Source organism: Kitasatospora sp. NPDC097643 (assembly GCF_040302625.1).
Lineage (GTDB): Bacteria > Actinomycetota > Actinomycetes > Streptomycetales > Streptomycetaceae > Kitasatospora.
The window spans coordinates 16,270-39,448 of sequence record NZ_JBEOSA010000043.1; the positions used below are offsets into that span (position 1 = coordinate 16,270).

General features: G+C 71.4%; 17 protein-coding genes, 2 pseudogenes and 2 CRISPR repeat arrays. Of the genes and pseudogenes, 14 read left to right on the forward strand and 5 right to left on the reverse strand.

Annotation, left to right across the window (positions count from 1 at the left end):
* Window positions 1-72: 72 nt before the first annotated feature.
* The 3 genes from ABTY15_RS25080 to ABTY15_RS25090 all read right to left on the reverse strand — a co-directional run bounded on the left by ABTY15_RS25080 (window position 73) and on the right by ABTY15_RS25090 (window position 2,608).
* Window positions 73-1,167: an FUSC family protein gene (locus tag ABTY15_RS25080; protein ID WP_350599630.1), complete on the reverse strand. Its 1,095-nt coding sequence runs from the start codon at window positions 1,165-1,167 to the stop codon at window positions 73-75.
* Between the two features lie 193 nt (window positions 1,168-1,360).
* Entirely contained in the window at window positions 1,361-1,789 is a 429-nt protein-coding gene (locus ABTY15_RS25085; protein ID WP_350599552.1) for a RacP protein, read from the reverse strand.
* A gap of 3 nt (window positions 1,790-1,792) precedes the next feature.
* Window positions 1,793-2,608: a DUF6192 family protein gene (locus ABTY15_RS25090; protein ID WP_502893583.1), complete on the reverse strand. Its 816-nt coding sequence runs from the start codon at window positions 2,606-2,608 to the stop codon at window positions 1,793-1,795.
* Between the two features lie 77 nt (window positions 2,609-2,685).
* Between ABTY15_RS25090 and ABTY15_RS39855 the strand changes: the two genes are divergently transcribed.
* From ABTY15_RS39855 to ABTY15_RS25100, 3 genes and pseudogenes are all read left to right on the forward strand, one after another.
* Window positions 2,686-2,862 (forward strand): hypothetical protein, encoded by a 177-nt coding sequence (locus ABTY15_RS39855; RefSeq protein WP_502893584.1) that lies wholly within the window; start codon window positions 2,686-2,688, stop codon window positions 2,860-2,862.
* A gap of 579 nt (window positions 2,863-3,441) precedes the next feature.
* Window positions 3,442-3,519, forward strand: a pseudogene (locus ABTY15_RS25095) (50S ribosomal protein L28); the annotation flags it as partial.
* Between the two features lie 162 nt (window positions 3,520-3,681).
* Window positions 3,682-3,815, forward strand: a pseudogene (locus ABTY15_RS25100) (IS982 family transposase); the annotation flags it as partial.
* Between the two features lie 18 nt (window positions 3,816-3,833).
* On the opposite strand, the gene ABTY15_RS25105 reads toward ABTY15_RS25100, so the two are convergent.
* Window positions 3,834-4,523: a hypothetical protein gene (locus ABTY15_RS25105; RefSeq protein WP_350599553.1), complete on the reverse strand. Its 690-nt coding sequence runs from the start codon at window positions 4,521-4,523 to the stop codon at window positions 3,834-3,836.
* 950 nt (window positions 4,524-5,473) lie between these two features.
* Between ABTY15_RS25105 and cas3 the strand changes: the two genes are divergently transcribed.
* The 10 genes from cas3 (at window position 5,474) to ABTY15_RS25155 (ending at window position 18,017) form a co-directional block, all read left to right on the forward strand.
* Complete coding sequence (cas3, locus tag ABTY15_RS25110; protein WP_350599554.1) at window positions 5,474-8,338, forward strand: CRISPR-associated helicase Cas3'; 2,865 nt, start codon at window positions 5,474-5,476, stop codon at window positions 8,336-8,338.
* Window positions 8,339-8,552: 214 nt separating this feature from the next.
* On the forward strand, window positions 8,553-10,160 hold the full coding sequence (gene casA, locus ABTY15_RS25115; protein WP_350599555.1) for a type I-E CRISPR-associated protein Cse1/CasA: 1,608 nt from the start codon (window positions 8,553-8,555) through the stop codon (window positions 10,158-10,160).
* Entirely contained in the window at window positions 10,157-10,978 is an 822-nt protein-coding gene (gene casB, locus ABTY15_RS25120) for a type I-E CRISPR-associated protein Cse2/CasB (protein WP_350599557.1), read from the forward strand. The genes casA and casB overlap by 4 nt, the downstream gene beginning before the upstream one ends.
* A 55-nt stretch (window positions 10,979-11,033) precedes the next feature.
* Entirely contained in the window at window positions 11,034-12,254 is a 1,221-nt protein-coding gene (gene cas7e / locus ABTY15_RS25125) for a type I-E CRISPR-associated protein Cas7/Cse4/CasC (RefSeq protein WP_350599560.1), read from the forward strand.
* On the forward strand, window positions 12,251-13,078 hold the full coding sequence (cas5e, locus tag ABTY15_RS25130; protein WP_350599561.1) for a type I-E CRISPR-associated protein Cas5/CasD: 828 nt from the start codon (window positions 12,251-12,253) through the stop codon (window positions 13,076-13,078). The genes cas7e and cas5e overlap by 4 nt, the downstream gene beginning before the upstream one ends.
* Window positions 13,075-13,731 (forward strand): type I-E CRISPR-associated protein Cas6/Cse3/CasE, encoded by a 657-nt coding sequence (cas6e, locus tag ABTY15_RS25135; RefSeq protein WP_350599564.1) that lies wholly within the window; start codon window positions 13,075-13,077, stop codon window positions 13,729-13,731. Before cas5e ends, cas6e begins: the two co-directional genes overlap by 4 nt.
* Before the next feature lie 62 nt (window positions 13,732-13,793).
* Window positions 13,794-14,717 (forward strand): type I-E CRISPR-associated endonuclease Cas1e, encoded by a 924-nt coding sequence (cas1e, locus tag ABTY15_RS25140; RefSeq protein WP_350599634.1) that lies wholly within the window; start codon window positions 13,794-13,796, stop codon window positions 14,715-14,717.
* 43 nt (window positions 14,718-14,760) lie between these two features.
* Window positions 14,761-15,081, forward strand: a complete 321-nt coding sequence (gene cas2e / locus ABTY15_RS25145; protein WP_350599567.1) for a type I-E CRISPR-associated endoribonuclease Cas2e — start codon at window positions 14,761-14,763, stop codon at window positions 15,079-15,081.
* A 21-nt stretch (window positions 15,082-15,102) separates the two neighbouring features.
* A CRISPR array of direct repeats spans window positions 15,103-15,802; the repeat unit is 28 nt; unit sequence GTCCTCCCCGCGCCCGCGGGGGTCAGCC.
* Between the two features lie 313 nt (window positions 15,803-16,115).
* Entirely contained in the window at window positions 16,116-17,342 is a 1,227-nt protein-coding gene (locus tag ABTY15_RS25150) for a hypothetical protein (protein WP_350599569.1), read from the forward strand.
* 120 nt (window positions 17,343-17,462) lie between these two features.
* A complete protein-coding gene (locus ABTY15_RS25155; protein ID WP_350599571.1) occupies window positions 17,463-18,017 on the forward strand; it encodes a hypothetical protein in 555 nt (184 codons plus the stop codon).
* 24 nt (window positions 18,018-18,041) lie between these two features.
* On the opposite strand, the gene ABTY15_RS25160 is transcribed toward ABTY15_RS25155, so the two are convergent.
* A complete protein-coding gene (locus ABTY15_RS25160) occupies window positions 18,042-19,031 on the reverse strand; it encodes a hypothetical protein (protein WP_350599573.1) in 990 nt (329 codons plus the stop codon).
* A gap of 348 nt (window positions 19,032-19,379) precedes the next feature.
* Window positions 19,380-20,506: direct repeats of the CRISPR family, unit length 29 nt; unit sequence GTCCTCCCCGCACACGCGGGGGTCAGCCG.
* A 589-nt stretch (window positions 20,507-21,095) separates the two neighbouring features.
* Here ABTY15_RS25160 and ABTY15_RS25165 point away from each other — a divergent pair.
* A complete protein-coding gene (locus ABTY15_RS25165) occupies window positions 21,096-23,069 on the forward strand; it encodes a hypothetical protein (protein WP_350599575.1) in 1,974 nt (657 codons plus the stop codon).
* The last annotated feature ends 110 nt before the right edge of the window (window positions 23,070-23,179 follow it).

Genomic DNA, 23,179 nt, shown 5'->3' on the forward strand with positions numbered 1-23,179 from the left:
GTGCCTGTTTTCAAGCCTCCGGCGAGTGTTTGCCCAGGTCAGGAATAGAACAGGGCTATTCGCTCACCGTCGTCAGCTACGACCGGATCCTCCGGCCGGGGCCGCAGGCTGCGGCCGGGCCTTGCCGGACGAGCGTTTGGCCAGCAGGTTGCCCAGGAGCATCACCACCACGGCGATCCCGACGCCGACGAAGGTGAACGCCACCCGTAGCGCCTCCTCGGAAAGGTTGGTCGGATTGCTGACGTCCTCACCGATCAGTACCGCCCCTGCCACCGCGGCGCAGTACCAGGTGTAGTTCCACGCCCAGATCGCTCCGGCCAATGCGCCCAGCACCACCACGGCTGCTCCCAGCACGATCTTGTTGTCCGCCCCGAGCAGGAACACCACGGCCAGCACGGCGCCGATCACCGCCCCGGCCAGCCGCTGCACGGCTGTCAGCTCCGATTGCTGCAGGCTCGGCTTCATCGCCGCCAGGGCGGCGATGGGGATCCAGTCCGCGTTCGGCAGGTTCAGCCCGAACGGGATCGCGACCGCGAGCCCCAGGGCGACGGCCCGGAGCACCGCGTACGCGATGACGGGAGGCGTCAGCGGTACCGGCGTGGTGTCCCCCGGCATCATCGCCGCGGCCGGGTTCTGTTGCGCGGGCCGCCGGCGGGCCAGCGACAGGACACCGACGTAGCCGATCATGAGCGCCGACCCGATCAGCCAGGCCAGCGCCTGCGGCCAGGGGCTGGTGTGCACGTGGTCGGCCTTGTAGAGAGCCGGCAGCGGTAGCGCGATGAGGAACCAGAAATTGAGCATCAGCGCGGCGCCGGACCAGTGCGCGCCGTATTTCACCGCCAGGCCGCCCAGCAGGGTGACCGCGAACGCGGCCAGCGCCACCCATCCCCAGGCTTGATCGCCGAGCCAGAATCCCAGCGCGGTCAGCAGTGCGCCGACCGCGCCGACCACCGCCATCCGCGGCGCCCGGTAGGCGTACTTCCCGCCCGGGTCGCTCAACCCCGTGTAGAGCGCGCCGTACGCCGTGCTGAGGAAGTACTTCTCCTCGCCCAGCGCGCCGAGGACGACCAGCGGGATCAGCATCACCACCAGAAGGGAGATGCCTCTGCGCAGGTTGAACCCCGCCGGGTTGATCTTGAACACCGCCGAGGCCTGGATCACGGCCATCGCCACCACCTCCGCCTGATCGGTTGTCAGCCCTCCCTCGATACAGGACGCGGCGTCGGCCGGTCGCTCGGCACACCGAGCCATCAGACCTGCGCCCACTCGTCGTCGAAGGTGTCCGACGGGTAGCAGCGGTGCCGGGCATGCCTGTTCCCTCCCCTCACGACGATGGCTGGGGGCGGCCGGCCCCAGCCGGTCAGGCGTCGATGTAGTCGGCGATCACGTCGAGCGTGGACTCCACGGAGTCGAGCTGGGTGTTCAGGTGCTTGATCCACCGCCCCTTCGGCTGCAGGGCGGCGTGCGGGGCGACGACGCCGGTGATGAACCGGCGGATCTCGGTGAGCCTCTCGTGGATCACCGCGACTTCGTAGGCCTGGAGCTCGGCGGGCTCGGAGCAGAACTTGTAGCCGTCCGCCCTCGTCCAGATCAGTGGCGGCCAGCCGTTCTCGACGATGATGTCCCGCAGGCAGGCCAGCCCCGCCCGAACCTGGCTGTTGCTCAGGGCGGAGGCCCTGACCAGCTGGTCGAAGCGCAGACCGGCCGGGCGGGCCTCGAAGAGGACGAAGCGGACGGTGTCGGCCTGCCGTTCAGCGGCGGGCGACCGGCGCTGCGACGCGCGAGGCATCGCCTACTCACCTTGCAGCAGGCGAGCCAGCTCGCCGTCGACGTCGACCTGCCCGGTGTCGACCGCCGTCTCGATCCAGTCGATCGTCGCCCGCACCCTCGCCACGTTCTCGTGGATGATCACGCGCTCGTCGTCGCTGAGCTGCCGGTCCCGCCGGCCCGGGACGACCCGGCCCGAGGCGGTGACGAACGCGTGGCAGGCGGTGACCAGGTCCAGGAGCTCCACCGACCGGTCGATCTTGCGGATCGCCGGCGCGACGGGGCTGGTTTCCTCGAAGTGCTCGCGGGCCTGCCGGCCGCGCTCGATCTGGGCGTGGTTGACCTGGTGGCGTGCGGTGTCGTCGGACATCGCGCGGAAGGCGACGTCCGGGCGCCGCAGCAGGCCGGTGGTGACCTCGGCGGCCACGTGGTCGTCACGGGTGAGCTCCTCGACAACCTTCACCTTCTCCGCCGGGGCGACCTTGGCGACCACCGCCGGGCGTCGCAGGAACTCCGGCGCGACTGCCGCGGCGACGTGGTCGTCGCGGGTCAGCTCCTCGACCACCCGGACCTTGTCCTCCGGCTTGACCTGCGCGGCCACGGCCGGGCGTCGCAGGAAGTCGCCGGTCACCGTCGCGGCGACCTCCTCGTCCCGGGCCAGGGAGTGGATCGCGCTGACCTTCTCCTGCGGAGTGACCGGCTTGATGACCTGCCAGCCGACCCGGCGCTTGGCGTCGTCCGGCGTCCAGCGGGACTTGCCCTCCGGCGGGGTGAGGATCGAGGCGAAGCGTTCCTCCTCGTCCTCGATCCTTGCCAGGATCCGGTGGACCGTGAACGACACCCCCCTCCTGTCGGCGTTCCTTCGGCCACCTCGAGGCCGTCCACCGCATGCCCGACACGGTCTTGTAGGTCAGGCCGATGTCCTCCGCCAAGCGGAACACCGACTCCTTGACCGTGAAGAGCCTCTCGCTCCGCTCCCCCTGGGCGTACTGCTCGCGCATCGGCTCGATCTTCAACGCGCCGTCGCCGATCACGAACTGGCCCTTCGACTGGGCCTCCACCACCTTGCGCAGCTCAGCCACGATCTGCTCGTAGCGGTTGAGGCTGACGCTGCCGACCTGGTCGGCGTTCTCGATCTCCTCGGGCATGGCTCACCACCAACCCGCGGGCCGGGCACGGTATTTGACCGTGACGGGACGCGGCCCGCTTCCGCTCAGAAGAGTCAGAGCGCCAGTGGGCTGATCACAACAACACACTTGCAGATGACCGCAGTTGACAGACTTGACCGACCAAGCCGTTCGCGTTGCGGTCACTGTGACCGTTCGCCGAACGAATCGTTCCGGACCCTCCAGGCCCTCATCACGCACCGACGCGAGCAGGACACGGCGTTCGAACGCCGATCCACGCCGGCCACCCACCGCTCGCCGCACACCGGGCACTCGACCCGGCCGGCACCGCGAAGTTCGGCCGCCACCCGCATCCGCAGTTGACGGTCTACCCGCCACTGCCTGGCACGACACACCGTCGAGCAGAACACGGCATCAGCCCGAACTTCCGGCCTCAGCCGACCGCCGCAGCCCCTGCACTTCCGCTCTCCGACCCGCCCGGCGCCCTCGGACACCAGGCCAGATTAGAGGTCCAGGCTACCCAAAGTGGGGGGTTCGAACACAGACACTGACGCTCAGTGCCAAGGCGATCAAGACGATCGACAGCATCGGTGTCGAGGCGGCCGTGGTTAGCATCCGCGCCCGGAGGAGCCCGCGCCGGATTCCTCCCCGGAGTCACGAAGTCGTCCTACTGATCGTCCCGCCCTCGTGGGCGGATGCGCCGCCGGCCCGTGACTCGGCCGAATCACGGGCCGGCAGTGTGCCGGCAGCAACCACGACCGCTGCGGGGCGCGCTCGTACGGGGGCAAGGAGGCGAGGCCGCACACCCGGCGGTGTCGTTGTCCGCGTCATGCAACGCATCCTCGCAATGACCGCCGCGATCTGGCACAACGACCACACGGGACAGCCCGCCTGCGCTCACTGACCGCATATGATCACTGACCCCTTGGAATCGATCATCTAGTAGGAGTAGTGCGGGTTCCGGCACTCCTGGATGAAGTTGTTGTAGGCGGCGGACCCGTTGTCCACGTACGGTGCGAACACCCAGGCGGCGGAGTCGTAGTGCGGGTCGCCGGCGGCCTGCTCCACCTCGTACCAGATGTCGCCGTACCCCAGGTAGTTCTGTCCTCGGGTCCAGCACACGGCCTTGACGTAGTTGCCCCCGCCCATGGGAACGTCAGGCGCGTTCTTGTAGCCGTGGCAGTTGTCGACCGCCGGGCACGAGTACTGGCCGATGTTGTGTCCGTTGTTGACGCCGATGATGACACCCCCGTAGGGGTCGCACTTCGGGAGCGATCCGGAGTTGGCCAGTCGGCTCCCGTCCACGAACGGGGCGTAGAGCCACCCGGCCCAGCTGTGCGGCGCGCCGCCGGGCCACTCGCCGGAGACCAGGTACCAGGGGGCGCTGCCGCCGCCGAAGTCGGCTCCCGTGACGGTGCACTCGAGGGAGACCTGCGTGCCGGGCGGCAGGTCCTGGGCCGCCGGATTCTTGCCGCCGTTCGGGTTCGGCCAGATGTACACCCCGGTCCAGTTCCCGGTGTTGATCACAGACCCCTGGATGTAGGCGTTCGCGGGCGTGGCGGGCAGCACGATCGCCACGATCACCGCCAGAGGGGCCAGCAGTGCGGTTGCCAGTCGCCGAAGACTCAAAGGAGGGACTCCTCTACAGGCAGCTGGGAGCACCCGTCGCGCCCCCGCCGGGGCACCGTACGGCCGATCCTCGGCACGGAGAACCCTGGACGGAGAGGCTCCGTTTGGCTGGCCCGGTGACCCCACCCTCCGGGTCATACGATCGACAGGAGGCAACAGTCATGTGAACCCGGAGGCCAGGAGTCCCGTTTCAGGGCTACGAAGAAGGCAACGCGGGGCGTCGTCCGGCCCGACGATTCGGTCACGCACCGACAGACCCCGCGGGTGCGGGGAGGAGGTGAGCGCGGCGTCGTCCGGCGGCTCTTTGCCCGGCTGACCCCCGCGGGTGCGGGGAGGAGGGTGTCGAGGAAGGTCGCGGCGGCTGACCCCCGCGGGTGCGGGGAGGAGATGTCCGGCACCGGTGTCGGCGAGCCGCTCGGCGGCTGACCCCCGCGGGTGCGGGGAGGAGGCTTCGCGACCTGCAGTGAAACGGCGGCTTTGCTATTCCTTGACCTTGCGGGGAGGCTCGACAGGGCTGTTGGCCTCTTCGCGGTTGGGCTGTCGAGGTGTCAAGGAACGCTCACATGGTGCCATGAGCCATCAGATGCCTGTTTCTGATGGTGCCACGGTAGCGCTGGAAAGCCAGGTGGAAGACGTGCTGCGTTAGTTGCGTCGGCCAGTGGGTGAGACCGCATTGGTGACTCAACCTGGACGCTTGGGGATCCGAGCATGTTGGCGCTGGGAATCCTGAGTGTGGCGAGGTCCCGCTCGTAGGGCCAAAGTGTCCACCCTACTGGGGGGTTCGGCTGGGATGGCGGTGTCGGATCCGTTATCGGATCGCTCGCGTGCGGGTTCAGGAGCCATTGACCTCGGGCGATGCGTCGAATGTAAGTTCTTCAGGCCCTGGCTTGCCAGCGGTCCCGATACGGTGGCCGCGCCGCTTGTCGGTGGTAGCTGATAGTCCTTCAATCATGACTGACAGCAAGCCCGTTGGTGAGTCCCGACCTGGCGAGCCGGATCCCCGTCTCTGGGGCAAGAGGGCAGGTCTCCCGGGCCCCTATCCCGTGATCTGCCACCTGCTGGACACCGCCGCCGTTGCCGGCGCGCTGTGGGATGCCGTCCTGAGCGAGCGCGTGCGGAAGCGGATCGCCGAGGCCATCGGGGTCACGGAGGACGAGGCGCGGAAGCTGGTGATGCTGTGGGCCGGGCTGCACGATGTCGGGAAGATCACGCCGCAGTTCCAGCAGCAGGTCGCCGAGGAGTTCGCCAAGCTTGTGGGGGATCTGGACCACACGGATGACAACCCGGCGGCGGCGCGCAGCGGCTACCTGAGACACGAGACGGCGACGCACTGGGGTCTGGTCGAGTTCTTCGTGCAGTGCGGCTATCCGCTCGGCAGGCCGGTCAAGCAGTCGCCCGCTCACCAGATCGCGCAGCTCCTCGGCGGCCACCACGGCTGCTTTGCCGAAGCAATGCTGGCCAAGGAGATTGCCAACCCGTCCGGCTACCAGCCCGGCATGGGGACGGCTGCGGGGTGGCGGGAGCAGCGCCTGGCGCACGCGCATGCGGTCCGCCGGGTGACCGGGGCCGAGAAGCCGCTGGAGTCGGTGCTGCCGGGGGAGTTGGCCGTCGTGGTCGCCGGGCTGGTCGTGGTGGCCGACTGGCTGGCCAGCCAGGTCGACGTGATCGAGCCGCGGATGCCCGGAGAGACCGGGGAGGCCAGGCAGCCCGGAGAGCTCAGGGCGGTTTGGAAGGCCAGTGACGCCGAGCTCGCCGAGCACTTCCGGGTGGCCGTCGAGGCCGCCCCTGGCTGGGTGCGCGAGGCGGGGCTCGGGCGTGCGGTGTTCCCGGGCAAGGCGTTCGCCGAGCAGTTCCCGTTCGCCCCGAACGCGCTGCAGGCCGATGTCGCGCAGCACCTCCCCAACGCGGTGAACGGGCCGGGGCTGCTGCTGGTCACCGCCCCGACCGGGGACGGCAAGACCGAGACCGCCCTGCACGCGGCGTCCGTGATGGCGCGGGCCTCCGGCGCGTCCGGGGTCTACTTCGCGCTGCCGACGATGGCCACGGCGGACGCGATGTTCACCCGGGTACGCGCGTTCGCGGAGCAGAACATCGGAGGCGACCGCGCGCTCACCCTGTTGCACAGCATGGCCTGGTTGAGCCCGGACTACGCCCCGGGAGAGGGTGCGACGGACGGGACGGCCGTGCTCGCGGACACGGAGGCCGGCCGGTGGCTGCGCACCGGCCGGCGGGGCCTGCTCGCGCCGCTCGCGAACGGCACCATCGACCAGGCGCTCACGGGGGTGCTCCCGGTCCGTTACGGGTTCCTGCGGCTGTTCGGCCTCTCGAACAAGGTGCTGGTGGTGGACGAGGCGCACGCCTACGGCCCGTGGATGCACAGCCTGCTGGTGCGCCTGCTGGAGTGGCTCGGCGCGTTCGGAGCCCCGGTCGTGCTGCTGTCGGCGACCCTGACCGGCAAGGCCGCCTCGTCGCTCGTCGACGCCTACCGCCGCGGCGCGGGCTTCGACGAGCCCACCACCGTCGAGCCCTGCTACCCCGGCTGGCTCTTCGTCGACGCGGACAGCGGGGCCGTGTCCGAGCCGCGCCAGGTCGGCAGCAGCCGGGCCCGCACGCTCCAGGTGCAGACCCGCCAGGTGTACTGGGACGTCCGGGACGAGGACGTCACGACGAAGCCGGGGCGGGAGGGCCGCCGCGCGGCCCTGCGTGAGATCCTGGCCCCGGTCACCGCCGAAGGCGGCTGCGTCCTGGTCTGCTGCACGACGGTGGACGAGGCCCAGCGCACCTACCGGTACCTGCAGTCCGTCCTGCCCGAACTCGCCGCGCGTGACGGGGGCTTACGGCTCCTCCACTCCCGCTTCCCCGCCCACGAACGGCAGCGCATCACCGCCGCGTGCGAGACCGCCTACGGCAAGCCGAAGGACGCCGCGGCAGCGGAATCACCGCGCGAAGGCTCGGTCCTGGTGGCCACCCAGATCGTCGAACAGTCCCTCGACCTGGACTTCGACCTGATCGTCTCGGACCTCGCCCCGCTCGCACAGCTCCTGCAGCGCGCCGGCCGCGGCAAGCGTCACAAACGCCCCAACCGCCCGACGTGGACCGGCAAGCCCACCGAGCCGCGCCTGATCGTGCTGGAGCCGCTCGACGACAAGGCGCGCGTGGCCGCGCCGCGCACCTGGGGCACCGTTTATGACGCCTCCCTGCTGCGTCGGACCAGTCTGCTGCTCGAGAGGCAGTCCGGCGGTGTGATCAACGTTCCGGAGGACGTCCAGCGGCTCGTGGACGAGGTCTACGCCGACGACTTCGGAGCCGACCTGGAGAAGGCCGCCGCACAGGAGCTGGAGCGGATGGACACCGAGCGGGTCGTCGCGGCGATTGCCGAGGAGCACCTGGCGGCGTTGACCGGCATCGACGCACCGTACGACGTGGTCGGTGATCTGTTCCGGCTCAGTGACCGCGGCCTCGGCATCACCGAGGACATGCTGACCACCCGCCTGGGCGCCGACAGCGGACGAGCCGTCTGCGTGTTCGAGCGCACGGCCGGGGAGTGGAGCCTCGCCCCCGACCGTGACCTGCCGCTGCCCGCGACCGCCGTGAAGCGGGACGACATCGCACTGATCATGCGGCACACCGTGCCGCTGCCCGGCCGCTGGCTGGGCGGGCGCACCGACGACAACGCCGTCCCGAAGTCCTGGCGTGACCGTCCCCTGCTGGCCGACCTGGCGCTGCTACGCATGCGCCGTGACGGCGGCCGCTGGACGTGCCCCCTGGGTGAGCGGCGGATCGCGTACTCGGAGGTGGGAATTTCCGAGAACTAGCCTCGTAAGCACCGCACTTGGCGCTACGTTGGCTGTGCTGCCCCCGAACGAGACGACTTCCGTCCGGGAGCAGCGAGACCCCCGCCTGTGCGGGGACAGGACCGCCAACGCGACCGCTTCCTAAGCGCCGCACGGCTCACCCCCGCTCGCTCGCGGGGAACGCGCAGAGCCTACCCACCCTGTGATCACCCGTACCCGCCTCGCCGGAGGCCGCATGCCATCCGCACCACCCAGCTACAACCTCTTCGACGAACCGTGGATCCCCGTCCGCTGGATCCCCCACGAGGACGAGCACGAGGACCCCAGCAGCGACCACACGGACCTCATCAGCGCCCACCCGGACGAGGTCGGCCTGCGCGAACTCCTGCTGCGCGCGCACGAGATCGAACAGATCGCGATCGCCATCCCGCCGGCACTCTCCGCCCTGTACCGCGTCCTGTACGCGATGACCGCCCGCATGACGGGCCTCGACGAAGCCGGACGGCCCGGCAGCTGGTCGAGGCGCCGCATCGACCTGGCGTCCCAGGAACAGTTCGACGAGCAGCAGGTCACGGAGTTCGACGAACGCAGCCACCACCGTTTCGACCTGTTCGACCCCGCCCGCCCCTTCCTCCAGGACCCGAGGCTGGCCGAACAGTGCGACCCGGCGAACACCGCCGGCGTCGACAAGCTCATCACCACCCGCCCGTCCGGCAACAACCACTCCTGGTTCCAGCACGTCAACAGCACCACGCCCGACCTGCCCACCCCCGCCCAGGCCGCCCTGCACCTGCTCGTCTGGCACTACTACGGCCCCTCCGGCCGTTGCTCCAGCCGCACCGTCGGCAACACGAAGGCCGCCAACAGTGCGGCGGGCCCGCTGCGCAGCACGCTGTCCTACCACCCGGAGGGCGTGACCCTCTTCGAGAGCCTCCTGGCCGGCCTGCCCGAGCCCCGCCGGGAGGTCCGCCGGGACAGCGACCTGTGCCCGTGGGAACGCGAGGAACTGCCCGACCCCGTCGCTGCTCCGCCGCCGCTGAAGGGCCCGTGCTCCGAGCTCACGGCCCGCTCCCAGCACGCGCTGCTGCTCGTACCCGATGCCACCGGTGCGTCGGTCGAGGACGCGTTCATCACCTGGGCCTACCGCGACAAGATCCCCCGCGAGGGCGACCCGTACCTGATCTGGCAGACCAGCAAGGACGGCAACCCCTACCCGCGCCCCGCCGACTCCCACCGCGCGCTGTGGCGCGACCTGGACGCGCTGCTGCTCAAGAACCCCGCAGGCAGCACGCAACCACGCCGCCCCGAGGTGTTCTTCACCGCGCTGGAGGTCTCGGAGGAGCTGAGGGTGCGCGCGCTGGGATTCGAGCAGGACGGTCAGGCCAAGGACGTCCAGTTCGTCGACGCCGTGACCCCGCCGGTGTTGGACCTGGCGGAGGAGACGAAACCGGCGGTCGCCATCGAGATCGGTCGGCTCCGCATGCTGGGCGAGCAGTACGGCAACCGTCTCGACCGGGCGGTCAAGAAGGCCTGGGCCGGATTCACCGAGGCCCCCAAGATCCGCGACTGCACCTGGGCCGTCGACGCCGCGGCCCGCTACTGGCCGGCCGCCGAGGCCGAGTTCTGGAAGTGCCTCAACGAACGGGACTTCGACCGCGCCGCCACGGCCTTCCGCATCCTCGCCGAACAGGCCTACGACACGGTCACCTACAGCGCCCTCGGAACCATGCGCGGGGCCAAGGCCTGCACCACCGCACGTATCGAGCTGTACGGCGGGCCGGTGAAGCGTCCCGCCAAGACCGCCGGCACCGGTGGCCGCACCACGAGCACGGAGGACATGTGAGCAACACCGCCACCATCCCGGGCCCCGCCAAGCCCACCGACGACGAGGGCAACCCGTCGAAGGGCACCGGGCCGATCCCCACACCGGGACGGGCACGAGCCTTCACCACCAGGATCGACCAGCGCAGTCATGACGACCCCGGCGTCCGCGCGGCGCTGCGCCGTGGCGTGGGCAAGGACCTGGATGCCGTGCCGTTCATGCACCGCTTCGTCGCCTCCTGGCTCACCGACGAGCAGACCCACAACCGTGATGTCCAGCGCGCCTACTACACCGTCGCGGCCCTGATCGCCGCGCAGCGCCGTGACCAGTACGCCGCCGCGAAGAGCAAGGCGTCGAAGAAGGACGAACCGGCTGCTGACGAGGCGAACGGTGAGACGGCGCAGGACACATCCGGCGCCCTGGCCGAGAAGACCGACGCCGAACCCACCGCCGCCAAGCGGACGCCTTCCCGCAGTCTGGGCCACGCCTTCGCAGAAGGTGTCATCAAGGGCGGCCAAGGAGTCGGCCTGCGCGAGACCTCCGCCGAGACCCGCCTCAACCTGCTGACCCGCCAGAGCGTCGACGGACTCCACCGCCACCTGCCCGGCGCCGTTCGGCAGCTGCGGGACCGGGACGTGGAGATCGACTGGGCCCAGCTCCTCATCGACCTCTGCCAATGGCGCCGCCGCTCCGGAGCCATCAAGCGGACCTGGCTCCAGGACTACCACCGCGCCCTGCAGAAGGACGGCGAGCGCAGGGCCCGCGAGCACGACGACGACCGGACCAGCGCCACGGACACCGACGCCGAGAGCACACCGGACACCGAACCCCAAGCCTGACCACGACAGACCCACCCCGTACGACCACGTGCCCACCCACCCGAAGGAGCAGAGCATGCCCGGTCCCGACCGCACCACCCCCCGCTTCCTCGACATCCACGTCGTCCAGAGCGTCCCGTTCGCCAACCTCAACCGCGACGACAACAACTCCGTCAAGACCGTCCGCTACGGCGACACCGAACGCACCCGCGTCAGCAGCCAGTCCTGGAAGCGCGCCGTCCGCGAGTACTTCCAGGACAGCTTCGGCGAGCAGGCCCTGCGCACCCGCCGCATCGGTGCCCGCGTCACCCGCCTCCTCCAGGACGAGCGCGGCTGGCCCACCGAGCTCGCCCAGCGCGCCGGCCAGCACGTGGCCGCAGGCAGCAGCATCAAATTCGAGACCGACTCCAAGACGCCCGTCATCACCACCAACGCCATGGTCTACGTCCCCGAGACCGCCGTTGCCGAACTCGCCGACCTCGCCGAGGAACACCGCGCCGCCCTCGAAAGCGCCAAGGACATCAAGAAGACCAGCGACAAGAGCGTCCTGCCCAAGGACGCCGTCGACGCGGTCCTGCGCAGCCGCAACGGCGTCATCAACCTCTTCGGTCGCATGCTCGCCGAGGTCGACGACGCCGGCGTCGACGGCGCCGTCCAGGTCGCCCACGCCCTCACCACCCACGGCACCGACGTCGAACTCGACTACTTCTCCGCCGTCGACGACGTCACCTCCGCCTGGGGCGACACCACCGGCAGCGCCCACATGGGCCACGCCGAGTTCAGCGCCGGCGTCTTCTACCGCTATGCCACCGTCGACCTCGCCGACCTCGCCCACAACCTCGGCGACGACCACGCTGCCGCCCGCGAACTCGCCGCCGGATTCGTCGAGGCCTTCATCCTCTCCCTCCCGCGCGCCAAGAAGACCGCCACCGCCCCCCACACCATCCCCGACCTCGTCCACATCGCCGTCCGCAGCGACCGCCCCCTCTCCTACGCCGCCGCCTTCGAACAGCCCGTCCCCTCCCACGAGAACGGCGGCTACGCACCCGCCTCCCGCACCGCCCTCGCCCGCTACGCCACCGCCGCCAACAAGCTCCTCGGCGACCGTGGCACCGTCGCCGCGGCCTGGGCCAGCCTCGAGGAGAAGGACCTCAGCGGTCTGGGCACCCGCGTCGACTCCTTCCCCCAGCTCATCGACACCGCCCTCGACGCCGCTTTCAGCACCACCCCCGACGCCGCCTCCGCCGCCGTTCCCGCATCCGCCCTCGCCACCGCCTCCGCCAAGGCCGGCGCATGAACCCCGCCACCACCCACACCCCGGGACTGCTGCTGCGCCTGGCCGCGCCCCTGCAGTCCTGGGGTGAGACCAGCCAGTTCAACGAACGCGACACCGCGCCGTTCCCCACCCGCTCCGGCGTCATCGGCCTCCTCGCCGCGGCTCTCGGTAGGAAACGCGGCGACGACATCGGCGACCTCGCCGCCCTGTCGCTGACCGTCCGCGTCGACCGGCCGGGCGTCATCCTGCGCGACCTGCACACCGTCGGCGGCGGCCTGCCCGCCGCCCGTACCGTCACCACCGCGGAGGGCAAGAAGCGCTCCGGCCCCACCGCCACCCTGCTGTCCCACCGTTACTACCTCTCCGACGCCGTCTTCACCGCCGTCATCACCGCAGACCCGGACCACCTCGACACGTGGGCATCGGCGCTGCGCAACCCGCACTGGCCCCCGTACCTCGGCCGACGCTCCTGCCCACCCGAAGGCCCGCTGCTCCTCGGCCTGCTCGACGACCCCCTGCGCCATCTCGTCGACCTGCCGATCGCCCGCCGGGCCCGCGCCGACGCCAAGACCGTCGATGTCGTCTTCCACGGCGACCAGCCTCTCGACCGCCTCGGCGAACACCCGCAGCCCGGCGACGACGACGGAAGCACCCCCGCCGGAGAAGTCACCGACGACCCCCTCACCTTCCACCCCCGACGACGCGCCTACCGGGCCCGCCCCCGCTACCAGCGCACCCTCACCCTGCCCGCCGACCGCTGCAAAGGCCTCGCCGCCCCCTACCTCACCGCCCTCGGCGGCTACCTTGACCAGCACACCACCCGCCCCGAAAGCGTCCCCGCATGACCCTGTGGCTGACCCGCATCATCCCCGACCCGCGCAGCCGCGACGCCCGCCGCGACAACGCCGGCGCCGTCGACCTGCACCACCGCATGATGTCCCTCTTCCCCGACGGCGTCGCCGGCACCGAGGCCCGCCGCCGGCTCGGCATCCTCTTCCGCAGCGAAACCACCCCCGCGGGCACCCAGATCCTCCTCCAGAGCACACAACCGCCCGACCTCGACCGCCTGCCCGCCGGCTACGGCCAGGCCGCGACCAAAACCCTCACCCCCCTGCTGGACGCGCTCCGGTCCGGCCTGCACATCCGCTACCGCATCGCCGCCAACCCCATCCGCAAACCCAGCCGGGCCACCCGCGAGCTCTACCGGCTCAAGGCCGTCGTCCCCCTCCAGGGCGCCGCCGCCGACGACTGGTGGACCCGCCAGGCCGAAGCCGGCGGCCTCAACCTGGGCACCCTCCACTCCACCCCCCTCGACGCCGCCCAGGGACACCGGCGCAGCGACCAACGGCCCATCAGGCACGACCGGGTCCTGTTCGAGGGCACCGCCGTCATCGCCGACGCCGACCGCCTGCGCACCCGCCTCACGGACGGAATCGGCAAGGGCAAGGCCTACGGCTGCGGCCTCCTCAGCATCGCCCCGCACCGGGAGCAGCAGTGACCGCCCGGCGCCGCCTCGACCCCGGCGGCGCCCGCCGCAAACTCGCCGCCCCCACCGTGGCCATGCTGCCGCGCATCGCCGACTCCCTCTCCTTCCTCTACCTCGACATCGTCCGCGTCGTCCAGGACGACACCGGCGTCTGCGCCGAGGTCACCAGCCCCCACCGCGGCACCGAGACCGTCTACCTCCCCACCGCCGCCCTCAGCTGTGTCCTCCTCGGCCCCGGCACCTCCATCACCGCCCGAGCCCTCGCCACCCTCGCCCGCCACGGCACCACCGTCGTCATCGCCGGAGCCGGCGGCGTCCGCTGCTACGCCGCGACCCTGCCCGACTCCCTCACCACCACCTGGCTCGAACGCCAGGCCCGTGCCTGGGCCGACGACACTGCCCGCCTGGGCGTCGCCACCGCCATGTACGAACAGCGCTTCGGCCGCGGCACCGTCCCCACCGGCAGCAGCCTCGCCAAACTCCGAGGCCTGGAAGGGCAACGGGTCAAGGCCCACTACCGCCTCCTCGCCCAGCAGCACCGCATCGGCCGCTTCCGCCGCAACTACGACCCCGACTCCTGGGACACCCAGGACCCCGTCAACCTCGCCCTCTCCTCCGCCAACACCTGCCTCTACGGCATTGTCCACGCCGCCACCCTCGCCCTCGGCTGCTCACCGGCCCTCGGCTTCGTCCACAGCGGCAACCAGCAGGCCTTCGTCTACGACATCGCCGACCTCTACAAGGCCGAACTCACCATCCCACTCGCCTTCTCCCTGCACGCCTCCCCACAGCCCGAAGCCGATGCCCGCCGCGGCTTCCGCGACGGCCTGCGCCTGTTCCGCCTCCTGCCGCGCGTCGTCACCGACATCCAGCGCCTCCTCGCCCCGGACCAGGACATCGCCGTCCTGGACCCCGAGGAACAACTGGTCGACCTGTGGGACCCGGTGTCGGGCGTCATCCCGGGCGGCGTCAACTACGCAGGGGAGGAGTCGCTGTGAGGCCACTCCCGCCGGCCCGCTCCTGCCCTGCCAGGGAGCAGCCATGGCGACCATGACCGTCCTGTCCGCAACCGCCGTCCCCGACCACGTCCGAGGAGCCCTCACCCGCTGGCTCGTCGAGGTCACACCCCAGCTCTACGTCGGGACCATCTCCGCCAAGGTGCGGGAGGAGCTCTGGCAGGCCGTCAGCGGGTGCATCGGAACGGGCGTTGCCGTCCTGGTCCACTCGGCAGACAACGAGCAGGGCTTCGACCTGCGCACCGCCGGCGAACAGCGACGAAAGCCCGTCGACTTCGACGGCCTGACGCTGGTCGCGATGACTGGCCTGCGGCCTACGGATGGTCAAGAAGTGGCAAAGGCGTAGAAACGCTGCACGTCGGGAAGGGTCCTCCCCGCGCCCGCGGGGGTCAGCCCGGAAACGGGCAGCGGGCCAGCCCCAGTGGAACGTCCTCCCCGCGCCCGCGGGGGTCAGCCGCCGCAGCGGCACAGGCACGGCGCCTTCACCGTGTCCTCCCCGCGCCCGCGGGGGTCAGCCGCGGTGACGGTAGCGACGGCTCCGGGGGTGGCGGTCCTCCCCGCGCCCGCGGGGGTCAGCCGCCGCCCCGCGGCACGGGCCTCGGCTTCTTGTTGTCCTCCCCGCGCCCGCGGGGGTCAGCCGGCCATGCCCCTGGTCTGGATCACCGCCAGGTAGTCCTCCCCGCGCCCGCGGGGGTCAGCCGGTGTCGCGGACGTTCACGCCGTTCTGCGAGTAGTCCTCCCCGCGCCCGCGGGGGTCAGCCGGCCAAGCGGTACACGCCGACCGTCACCGTCACGTCCTCCCCGCGCCCGCGGGGGTCAGCCGTTGTACAGCCTGTCGCAGGTCGACGGTGATGAGTCCTCCCCGCGCCCGCGGGGGTCAGCCAGGTCGGTTGCGCGGGTGTGGTGGTGAGGTTGTTGTCCTCCCCGCGCCCGCGGAGGTCAGCCGTTCCTCCACCGGGTCGGAGTGCGAGCCACCCAGTCCTCCCCGCGCCCGCGAGGGTCAGCCGACCCTCGGTGGCGGCGACACCGGCGCCTGCGCGTCCTCCCTGCACCCGCGGGGGTCAGCCGGTCATGGCGCGCCTTCTCGCCGGCCGACTGCTGTCCTCCCCGCCGCCCGCGAGGGTCAGCCGGCGGCCGGGTGGCTGCTGCTGGCCGTCGCGCTGTCCTCCCCGCGCTTGCGAGGGTCAGCTGTCCACCAAGGCGGTCCAGGTCACCTGCCGGGATTCCTCCCCTCATCGGCGGGTGTCTGCCAGCTTCTGGCGACACCGCTAAGTCGGTAGGACGCACTGCCGCCACCCGCGCCCTCACCGACCCTGTTCCGGCCGTCCGCGCGGCCGCCGTCCGCGCGGCCGCCGCCCTCGCGTTGCTGGAACAGGCGCCGTGTCCTACCCGGCCGACCTGGTCGCGATCCTCGCCGAAGACGGGGCCGACCACGCCTTCACCGTCAACTGGGCCGAGTACTTCCCCGGCGTCGGCGACACCGATGCCCGCCTCAACGCGGTGCTGGCGAAGGACGCGGACGCCGCCGCGACGGTGGCCCGCAGCTTCGTCGACAGGGGCGACGGCGAAGGCCGTGGCTCACGCCGTGCCCACCGGCTCGCGGCTGCCTGGCGCGACCGCGAGAACGATGCCATCGCCGTCCTCACCGCCGCCCTGCTCCACGACCACACCCCCTGGGACCTCTCCCACCTGCTGTTCGCCATCGCGTGCTGGCTCCCCGGCGCCACCCGGCCGGACCCCGCACTCGCCGACCGACTCCTCCCGTACGCCCTCAGCGACGACGCCTCCACCGCCCAATGCGCCCAGCTCTCGCTGGGCCGCCTCGGCGACCAACGCGTCCTCACCGCCATCGCCACCCCGCACGCCGACGCGCTGATCGCGCTCGCCGCCCACACCCGCCGCCCCGAGCACCAGCGCCTCGTCCTGCGGAAGCTGGCCGGCCTGGGCTTCGACGCGTTCCTCGCCACCCTCACGCCGGACGAGGCCCACACCCTCCTGCCCGAACTCAAGAACCTCCTGCGCCGCGACCCCACCCCGGCCCTGGTCCGCCGGTTCGCGGACTGGGACATCCACGACGCCGAACTCCCCGCTCTGCTCGAGGAAGCCGCCCGCAGCACCGACGACGAACTCGTCACCGCCGCCGTCGTCACCGCGGCCCGCCTCGGCACCGACCCAGCCCCGGCGCTGCGCGTGCTCGAACGCCAGCTGACCGCCGACAGCCCAGCAAGGTACGGCCTGGCGGAGGCGACGCGCCTGGGCCCGGCCGCGGCTCCGCTCCTACCCATGATCGAGCCCTACCACCAGGCCGGGTACGCGTGGTCGCGACTGCACGCCGCCCAGGCCGACCTCGCCATCACCCAGGACCCCACCCGGGCCGTCCCCACCCTGGTCGACCTCGCCACCCGCGAACTCCAGTACCCAGCGGGCGTCGAGGCCGTCCGGACGCTGGCACGCCTCGGCAGCACCCCTGACGCCCTGCGCCCCCAGGTGGAGCACTGGGCCACCTCACTCCGCCGCGTCATCGATCTCGACGAGTTCTTCAACCCGGTCATGGAACCGCGCTGCGCCGATGACCTCCTGCGCGAGGCGGCACTGCTGATGCTGTAGCCGTGTATCGGCGTCGGCCGCACGGGGGTTGGGTACGGCGTACGGCGCCGGCCCTAGGCCGGGCATCGGACGGCGTAGCAACGCTCGCGCCGCCGCGGGACGCTGCCAACACTGGCCAGCGTGTCCTCCACCACGATCTCCCGCCCCGAGCGGGATCTCATCGGGGCGCTGCGGTCCAGGGCCTCGGCCGTCCGGCTGTCGGCCGAGGCCGTGGTCCTGGCCCAGGGGCGCCTGCAGAGCCCGTCCGGCTGGCCCGCGGGCATGCCACGGCGCAGCGACGGCGGCGACTGCTTCCGCAACGCGTGGCGGATCGCGCTGAAATCGGCTGCGCTGAAGTCGGTTGCTCTGACGTACGTCGAGGGGTTCGTGCTGGAGGAGGACGGGACGGTGGCGCGGCACGCCTGGTGCGCCGACGAGGCCGGGCACGCCCTGGACCCGACGTGGCGGGACGGGCGCGCGCGGGCCTACGCGGGGGTCGGGATGGCCGCCGCCTGGGTCGCGGCCGTCCAGCGGCGGACCTGCACACGGACGCGGTTCCCCGGTGTGCTGGACGCGGACGTCCAGCACACCAGGGACGCCGACCGGGTCCTCACCTACGGCGTCCCGGCCATGGCGCTGGTGCCGCTCGGCCGGGACCTGCCGACGGGACCCGCGCGACGGGGTCGGCCCGCCTGAACCCTGTCCCGTTAACTGGCGACGTTAGGCGGTGCCGCCGCTCTCGCCCGGACCCACCTTGGCGATCTCCTCGCGGTGCCAGCCGAAGTAGACCGCGCTCTCCTCCCCGAACGCCGTGCACGTCGTACCCGCCAGCGCGCCGGCTGCGGAGAGCAGGTCATGCGATGCCTCCGCCGCCGACGACGCCCGCACCGTCCCGCCCTCGTCGACGTACACGAAGCCGTCCTCGAACAGGGCGTCGCAGCCGAGCACACAGGCCGGCATCAGGTTCTCCAGGTCCCGCCGCTCGATGGACGAGCAGATCGACCGCCGCTTGATGTGCGCGGCCCGCACCAGCCGGGTCGGCAGCGTCCGACCGCACAGCGCACAGCCGATCACCACGTCGGCCCGGAACTTGAGCCTGCGCAGCTTGGCCTGCTCGCGCCGGGCCAGCGTCACGGTGGGCCGGTCGAAGTCGGCCCGAATGTCGAGGAAGCGGTTCTCCAACTCGGTGACACCCGCATCCGGCGCGCCTTCGGGGTCCGAGGCCGCCGGCTCGTCGGCGACGGCGGGCGGCTGCGAGGTCGCGTCCACCAGGTGCTCGAACACGCCCGGAGCCTCGACCAGGACCGGGGCACCCTGCTTGTTCGCCGACAGCCGCAGTGCCTCCGCGACCTCCGCCCCGAGCTGCGCACCGGTGACCCCGGTGTCGACGATGTCGAGGACGTCGAGGCCGATCCGGTGCGGGTAGAGGTCGTCCGGCCAGACCGTCTCCGCCCCCGGGTAGACGGTGGTGACGACCTTCGCGATGGTCAGCTCGCGTATGACAGCGTCGGCCCACTCCCCGGGCGCGACACGCGCGTTGGGCCCGCGATGGCCCAGCAACAGGACGTCGCCCGGGCGCAGGGAGTCCAGGACCTCCCTTGTCCGCCCCTTAGCGACGGTGTCGTCCTTCCACCCCCACACGGCCCTGGTCTGGCCGATCCTGAGGTTCCCCTTCGAGGGCGCGGGCACGTAGACAGCGGCAACGGACATGGGCAGTCCCCCTCCACAGCTCGACTTCCCCACCTGAGCGGTGGGGAAGTTCGGTGGTCATCGTCAGGCGATCGCTTGTCCCCGGTCGTGGTGGAGAGGTCGCGGACGCCGTAGCCATGTCTATCAAGCAGGACTGACAACGCTTGCGTCGTCCAGTTATTGCCGGGAGATGTTCTGCAGGTGCGCAGGAACCCTCCTCCCGTCACCGTGGCACCATGGACGTCGCTCCTTTGACACCTCAACAGTTCCGTCCAGGCCGAACGGGTCCGGAATCAGAGCAGCCGTGTAAGCCCTCTGAACCTCGGTCAAGAAACGGCAAAGCCGCCGTTCCGCTGCAGGTCAGGAAGTGTCCTCCCCGCACACGCGGGGGTCAGCCGCCGGGGCCGATCTGTTCCAGCAGTTCAGCGATGTCCTCCCCGCACACGCGGGGGTCAGCCGATGAACGTGCCGACCCTCGGCGGCTACTACGTGTCCTCCCCGCACACGCGGGGGTCAGCCCGTTTTGTAGTGCTGCCAGTTGTCCACGTCCGGGTCCTCCCCGCACACGCGAGGGTCAGCCGAACGGAACGTTCTCCGGCACCATTCCGGTGCCGTCCTCCCCGCACACGCGGGGGTCAGCCGCTGTGCCCGGGCGAGCCGGGCGGTGGTGATGGGTCCTCCCCGCACACGCGGGGGTCAGCCGTCGGCACCCTCAGGGGAAGTCAGGAACTCGATGTCCTCCCCGCACACGCGGGGGTCAGCCGTCGAGGTGGAACAACAGCACCTTCACCGCGACGTCCTCCCCGCACACGCGGGGGTCAGCCGCCCCAGGGCAGCATGTCCGCCCCGACGAAGGCGTCCTCCCCGCACACGCGGGGGTCAGCCGTACCCGGCCGCGATGCTCAAGGCCCGTGCGATGTCCTCCCCGCACACGCGGGGGTCAGCCGTTCCGGCGGCGCGTTCCCTGCCCGCGCTTTGCGTCCTCCCCGCACACGCGGGGGTCAGCCGGAAGTCCGGCATGGCCGACCGGCGAGACCGCAGTCCTCCCCGCACACGCGGGGGTCAGCCGGCGCCGGCGTCGGCCCGGCACGACTACGTGGGGTCCTCCCCGCACACGCGGGGGTCAGCCGACCGACCTGGAGCGGGCCCAGGCCGCCAGCGAGTCCTCCCCGCACACGCGGGGGTCAGCCGCAAGATCGCCGCACGCGGCTACATCTTCCAGAGTCCTCCCCGCACACGCGGGGGTCAGCCGCGCTCCGGCATCTACCTGCTGCCCAAGCGCCCGTCCTCCCCGCACACGCAGGGGTCAGCCGTTCGCACCGGCGATCAGGACCGGCGCTGCCAGGTCCTCCCCGCACACGCGGGGGTCAGCCCGCCGAGTGGGCGAGGATTGCCGCGCCGAGCAGGTCCTCCCCGCACGCGCGGGGGTCAGCCGGCAGACGGCGGGCCACCCCTGTGCCAATACCCGTCCTCCCTGTACACGCGGGAGTCAACCGTAGCGGCTGACAAGGTCGGCCAGCGCACCTCGATCGCGGGCTGCGAAGCGGCCAGGAAGTCATAGGAAGTCGCAGGAAGTCAGGGCCACTTCACGGGCGAACAGGCCGATGACGACGGCTCCACCGTGAACGCGGCGGCTTCCTCGGGTGGATGCGTTGCGGCCGAGATCTGCGGCCGGATCCGAATCCCCTCGGCCTCGGCGTGAGGGACCGGTTCCGCCGTTGGGATGGTTGCTCGGCTGACACGCGGCGGGTCCCGGGGGATCGGACTGTGCGCTGATATCGCTCTAGCCGTGGTGCTCCGCGGAGCGCCGTGACGTTGGAAGCCATCAGCCCACCCGGAGGCAGGATGCTTGGCGACACCGGTGCACCCACGCCCGGCGCGAGCCAGGTGGCCTGTACGCAGCCATCCGTCGATGACCTGTTCGGAGCGCGCTCCGTTCCGCACACCAGTTCCCCGAGTGTGTACGCGGGTAAGGGGGTGACCCGTGGCAGGGACGGATACTTCGACAGTGGCACCGCGGGGCTGGTCGTCAGACGGGTCGGGGCTGCGGGTACGTACCTGCTGACCTGTGCGCACGTACTCGGTGTGGCACCCGTCGGGCCGGCGGCCGAGGGTGTCGACCAGGTGTTCTCGCCGGCTCCGAGCTCGGTCTGCGGCATCGATTGCCGTCACCCCATCGGCGACGTGGTGCAGGAGACCCTCCAGCCGACCGACAACACGGCGATCCAGGCCAAGGTGCGGATCGGCCAGACCGATTTCGCGGTCGACGCCGCCCTGGTCAAGCTCGACCCCACGGCGGGCTCATCGAACGACGTGCCGAAGATCGGGAAGATCACCGGTGTGCGGGACCTCATCTCCGAGTGGTTCCTGTCGACCACCACCCCGGTGACGACGGTGCCGGCCGAGCGGCAGATCGCGGTGCGCAAGTACGGGATGAAGACCGAGCTGACCGGAGGCAGGATCGTCGCCCTGCGGAAGGTTCCGGTCGTTCCGGCGTCCGGCCAGCCCACGGAAGGGTGGCTGTTCGAAGTCGAGTTGGTGCTGCCATCGGGCTCGGTTCCCGAGCCCAGGGAATACCGGCTCGACATGGACCGCTACCGGATCGCGGAACCGAACATCACCCCGCAGATCATCGCCTCGCGCATCGCGCAGAATTCGGGCCTGGCGGTGACGCCGGGCGGCTCGGCGAGCAACCCCACCGTCGTCGTCCGCGGTGCGCACTTCTCCGAGCCGGGCGACTCGGGTGCACCGATCGTCGATGACGCCGGAAAGGTCGTCGGCATCATCGCGAGCGGGGTGCTCGCCCCGATCCTCGTCGTCGGGCAGCCCCAACCCGTGCAGATCCTCGGGCCGCGCACCCATGGGATCTTCATTTCCGCCGCGCTCCAGCACGTGAACGCCGAGATGGCCCCGCCGGGTTCTCACACGGCCGGACCTGCCGTCGCCGTACCCGGCATGCCGCTCGCCCGAGGCGGCGGGCGTCCGGTGGACTGGCCCGCGGTGCACGGCGCGTGCGCGGCCCTGGAACGCAGCGATCTCGGCGCCCGCCTGGGTCCGGCGTTCCGGCGGCACGCGGAGGAGGTCCGGTACCTGGTCCACCACAACCGGCGCGTACTGGTCACCTGGCACCGCCACCGCGGGCCCGCCTTCGTCCATGCCGCCCTGCGCAACTCCGACGAGCCGGACTGGCCCGTGCCGGCCGCGATCCAAGGGGTGAGGCTGGTGGACCTGCTGTGCGTGATGCGGGACGTGCTGCTGGTCGAGGGCAGTGCGTCTCTCCGGGCCGACATCGCCGACCACCAGGAGCAGGTGCTGGAGGTGGCCCGGCGCACGGCGACCCTCCGTGATCTGCTCGGCCTGCCCGATGCGGCCCCGCCACCGCTGGTCCGGATCGTCAACTCCCGGGGGATTCCCGGCGTCGCCGGGGCCCTGGTGCACGATTCCCACGGCAGGCGCTACCTGCTGGCCAGCCACCACGTCGTCCTCGGCGGCGGAGCGGGGGAAGGTGAGACGGTCTGGGCCCTGCCGTCCTCGGGCGACCCGGCTGCCGCGTCGGTCGAGCCGGTCCGACTGGGGTACGCCCGCCGCGGCCACCTCGGGCAGGTGGAGTTCGGCGGTGACCACCACTTCGTGGACGGCGCCCTCATCGAGATCGAACCCGACGGCCGGCAGGAGCGCCCCGCGTGGCTGCGGCAGGCCCTGGGCGGTGCCTGGCCCACGGAGACCGGCCACCCGGAACCCGGTGAACGGGTGACCAAACACGGTCCGGCCACCGGCCTCACGCAGGGACGCGTCCTCGATGTCGCCTACCCCGACCGCCCGTTCATCGGGGGCCGCGAGCTGGTTGCCCCCGGGCAACTGCTCGTCGGCTCGCACGATCCCGATCTGACGTTCACCGCGCCGGGCGATTCGGGGGCCGCTCTCCTGGACCAGCGAGGCCGCATCGTCGGGCTGCTCTGGGGTGCCACCGCCAACGGCGACGGCGTCGCCTGCCCCGTCGCGCCACTGCTGGACTGCCTCGGGGTCGGTCTCGGCCCGGGACGGGAGGAAGGGTCATGAGCTCGTCGGAGAGCTGGCGCAGGCTGCTGCCGGGGGTGCGCCGGAGACTGCACCGGCTCCCGGGCGTCGTCGGGGTCGGGCTCGGCGTCGGTGACGGCGGAAGCACGGAG

Bases quoted from the DNA above. Each gene is read 5' to 3' on its own strand.
- ABTY15_RS25080 (WP_350599630.1), bottom strand. From the start codon at position 1,167: ATGGCCGTGATCCAGGCCTCGGCGGTGTTCAAGATCAACCCGGCGGGG.
- ABTY15_RS25085 (WP_350599552.1), bottom strand. From the start codon at position 1,789: ATGCCTCGCGCGTCGCAGCGCCGGTCGCCCGCCGCTGAACGGCAGGCC.
- ABTY15_RS39855 (WP_502893584.1), top strand. From the start codon at position 2,686: ATGTCCTCCGCCAAGCGGAACACCGACTCCTTGACCGTGAAGAGCCTC.
- cas3 (WP_350599554.1), top strand. From the start codon at position 5,474: ATGACTGACAGCAAGCCCGTTGGTGAGTCCCGACCTGGCGAGCCGGAT.
- casA (WP_350599555.1), top strand. From the start codon at position 8,553: ATGCCATCCGCACCACCCAGCTACAACCTCTTCGACGAACCGTGGATC.
- cas7e (WP_350599560.1), top strand. From the start codon at position 11,034: ATGCCCGGTCCCGACCGCACCACCCCCCGCTTCCTCGACATCCACGTC.
- cas5e (WP_350599561.1), top strand. From the start codon at position 12,251: ATGAACCCCGCCACCACCCACACCCCGGGACTGCTGCTGCGCCTGGCC.
- cas6e (WP_350599564.1), top strand. From the start codon at position 13,075: ATGACCCTGTGGCTGACCCGCATCATCCCCGACCCGCGCAGCCGCGAC.
- cas1e (WP_350599634.1), top strand. From the start codon at position 13,794: ATGCTGCCGCGCATCGCCGACTCCCTCTCCTTCCTCTACCTCGACATC.
- cas2e (WP_350599567.1), top strand. From the start codon at position 14,761: ATGGCGACCATGACCGTCCTGTCCGCAACCGCCGTCCCCGACCACGTC.
- ABTY15_RS25160 (WP_350599573.1), bottom strand. From the start codon at position 19,031: ATGTCCGTTGCCGCTGTCTACGTGCCCGCGCCCTCGAAGGGGAACCTC.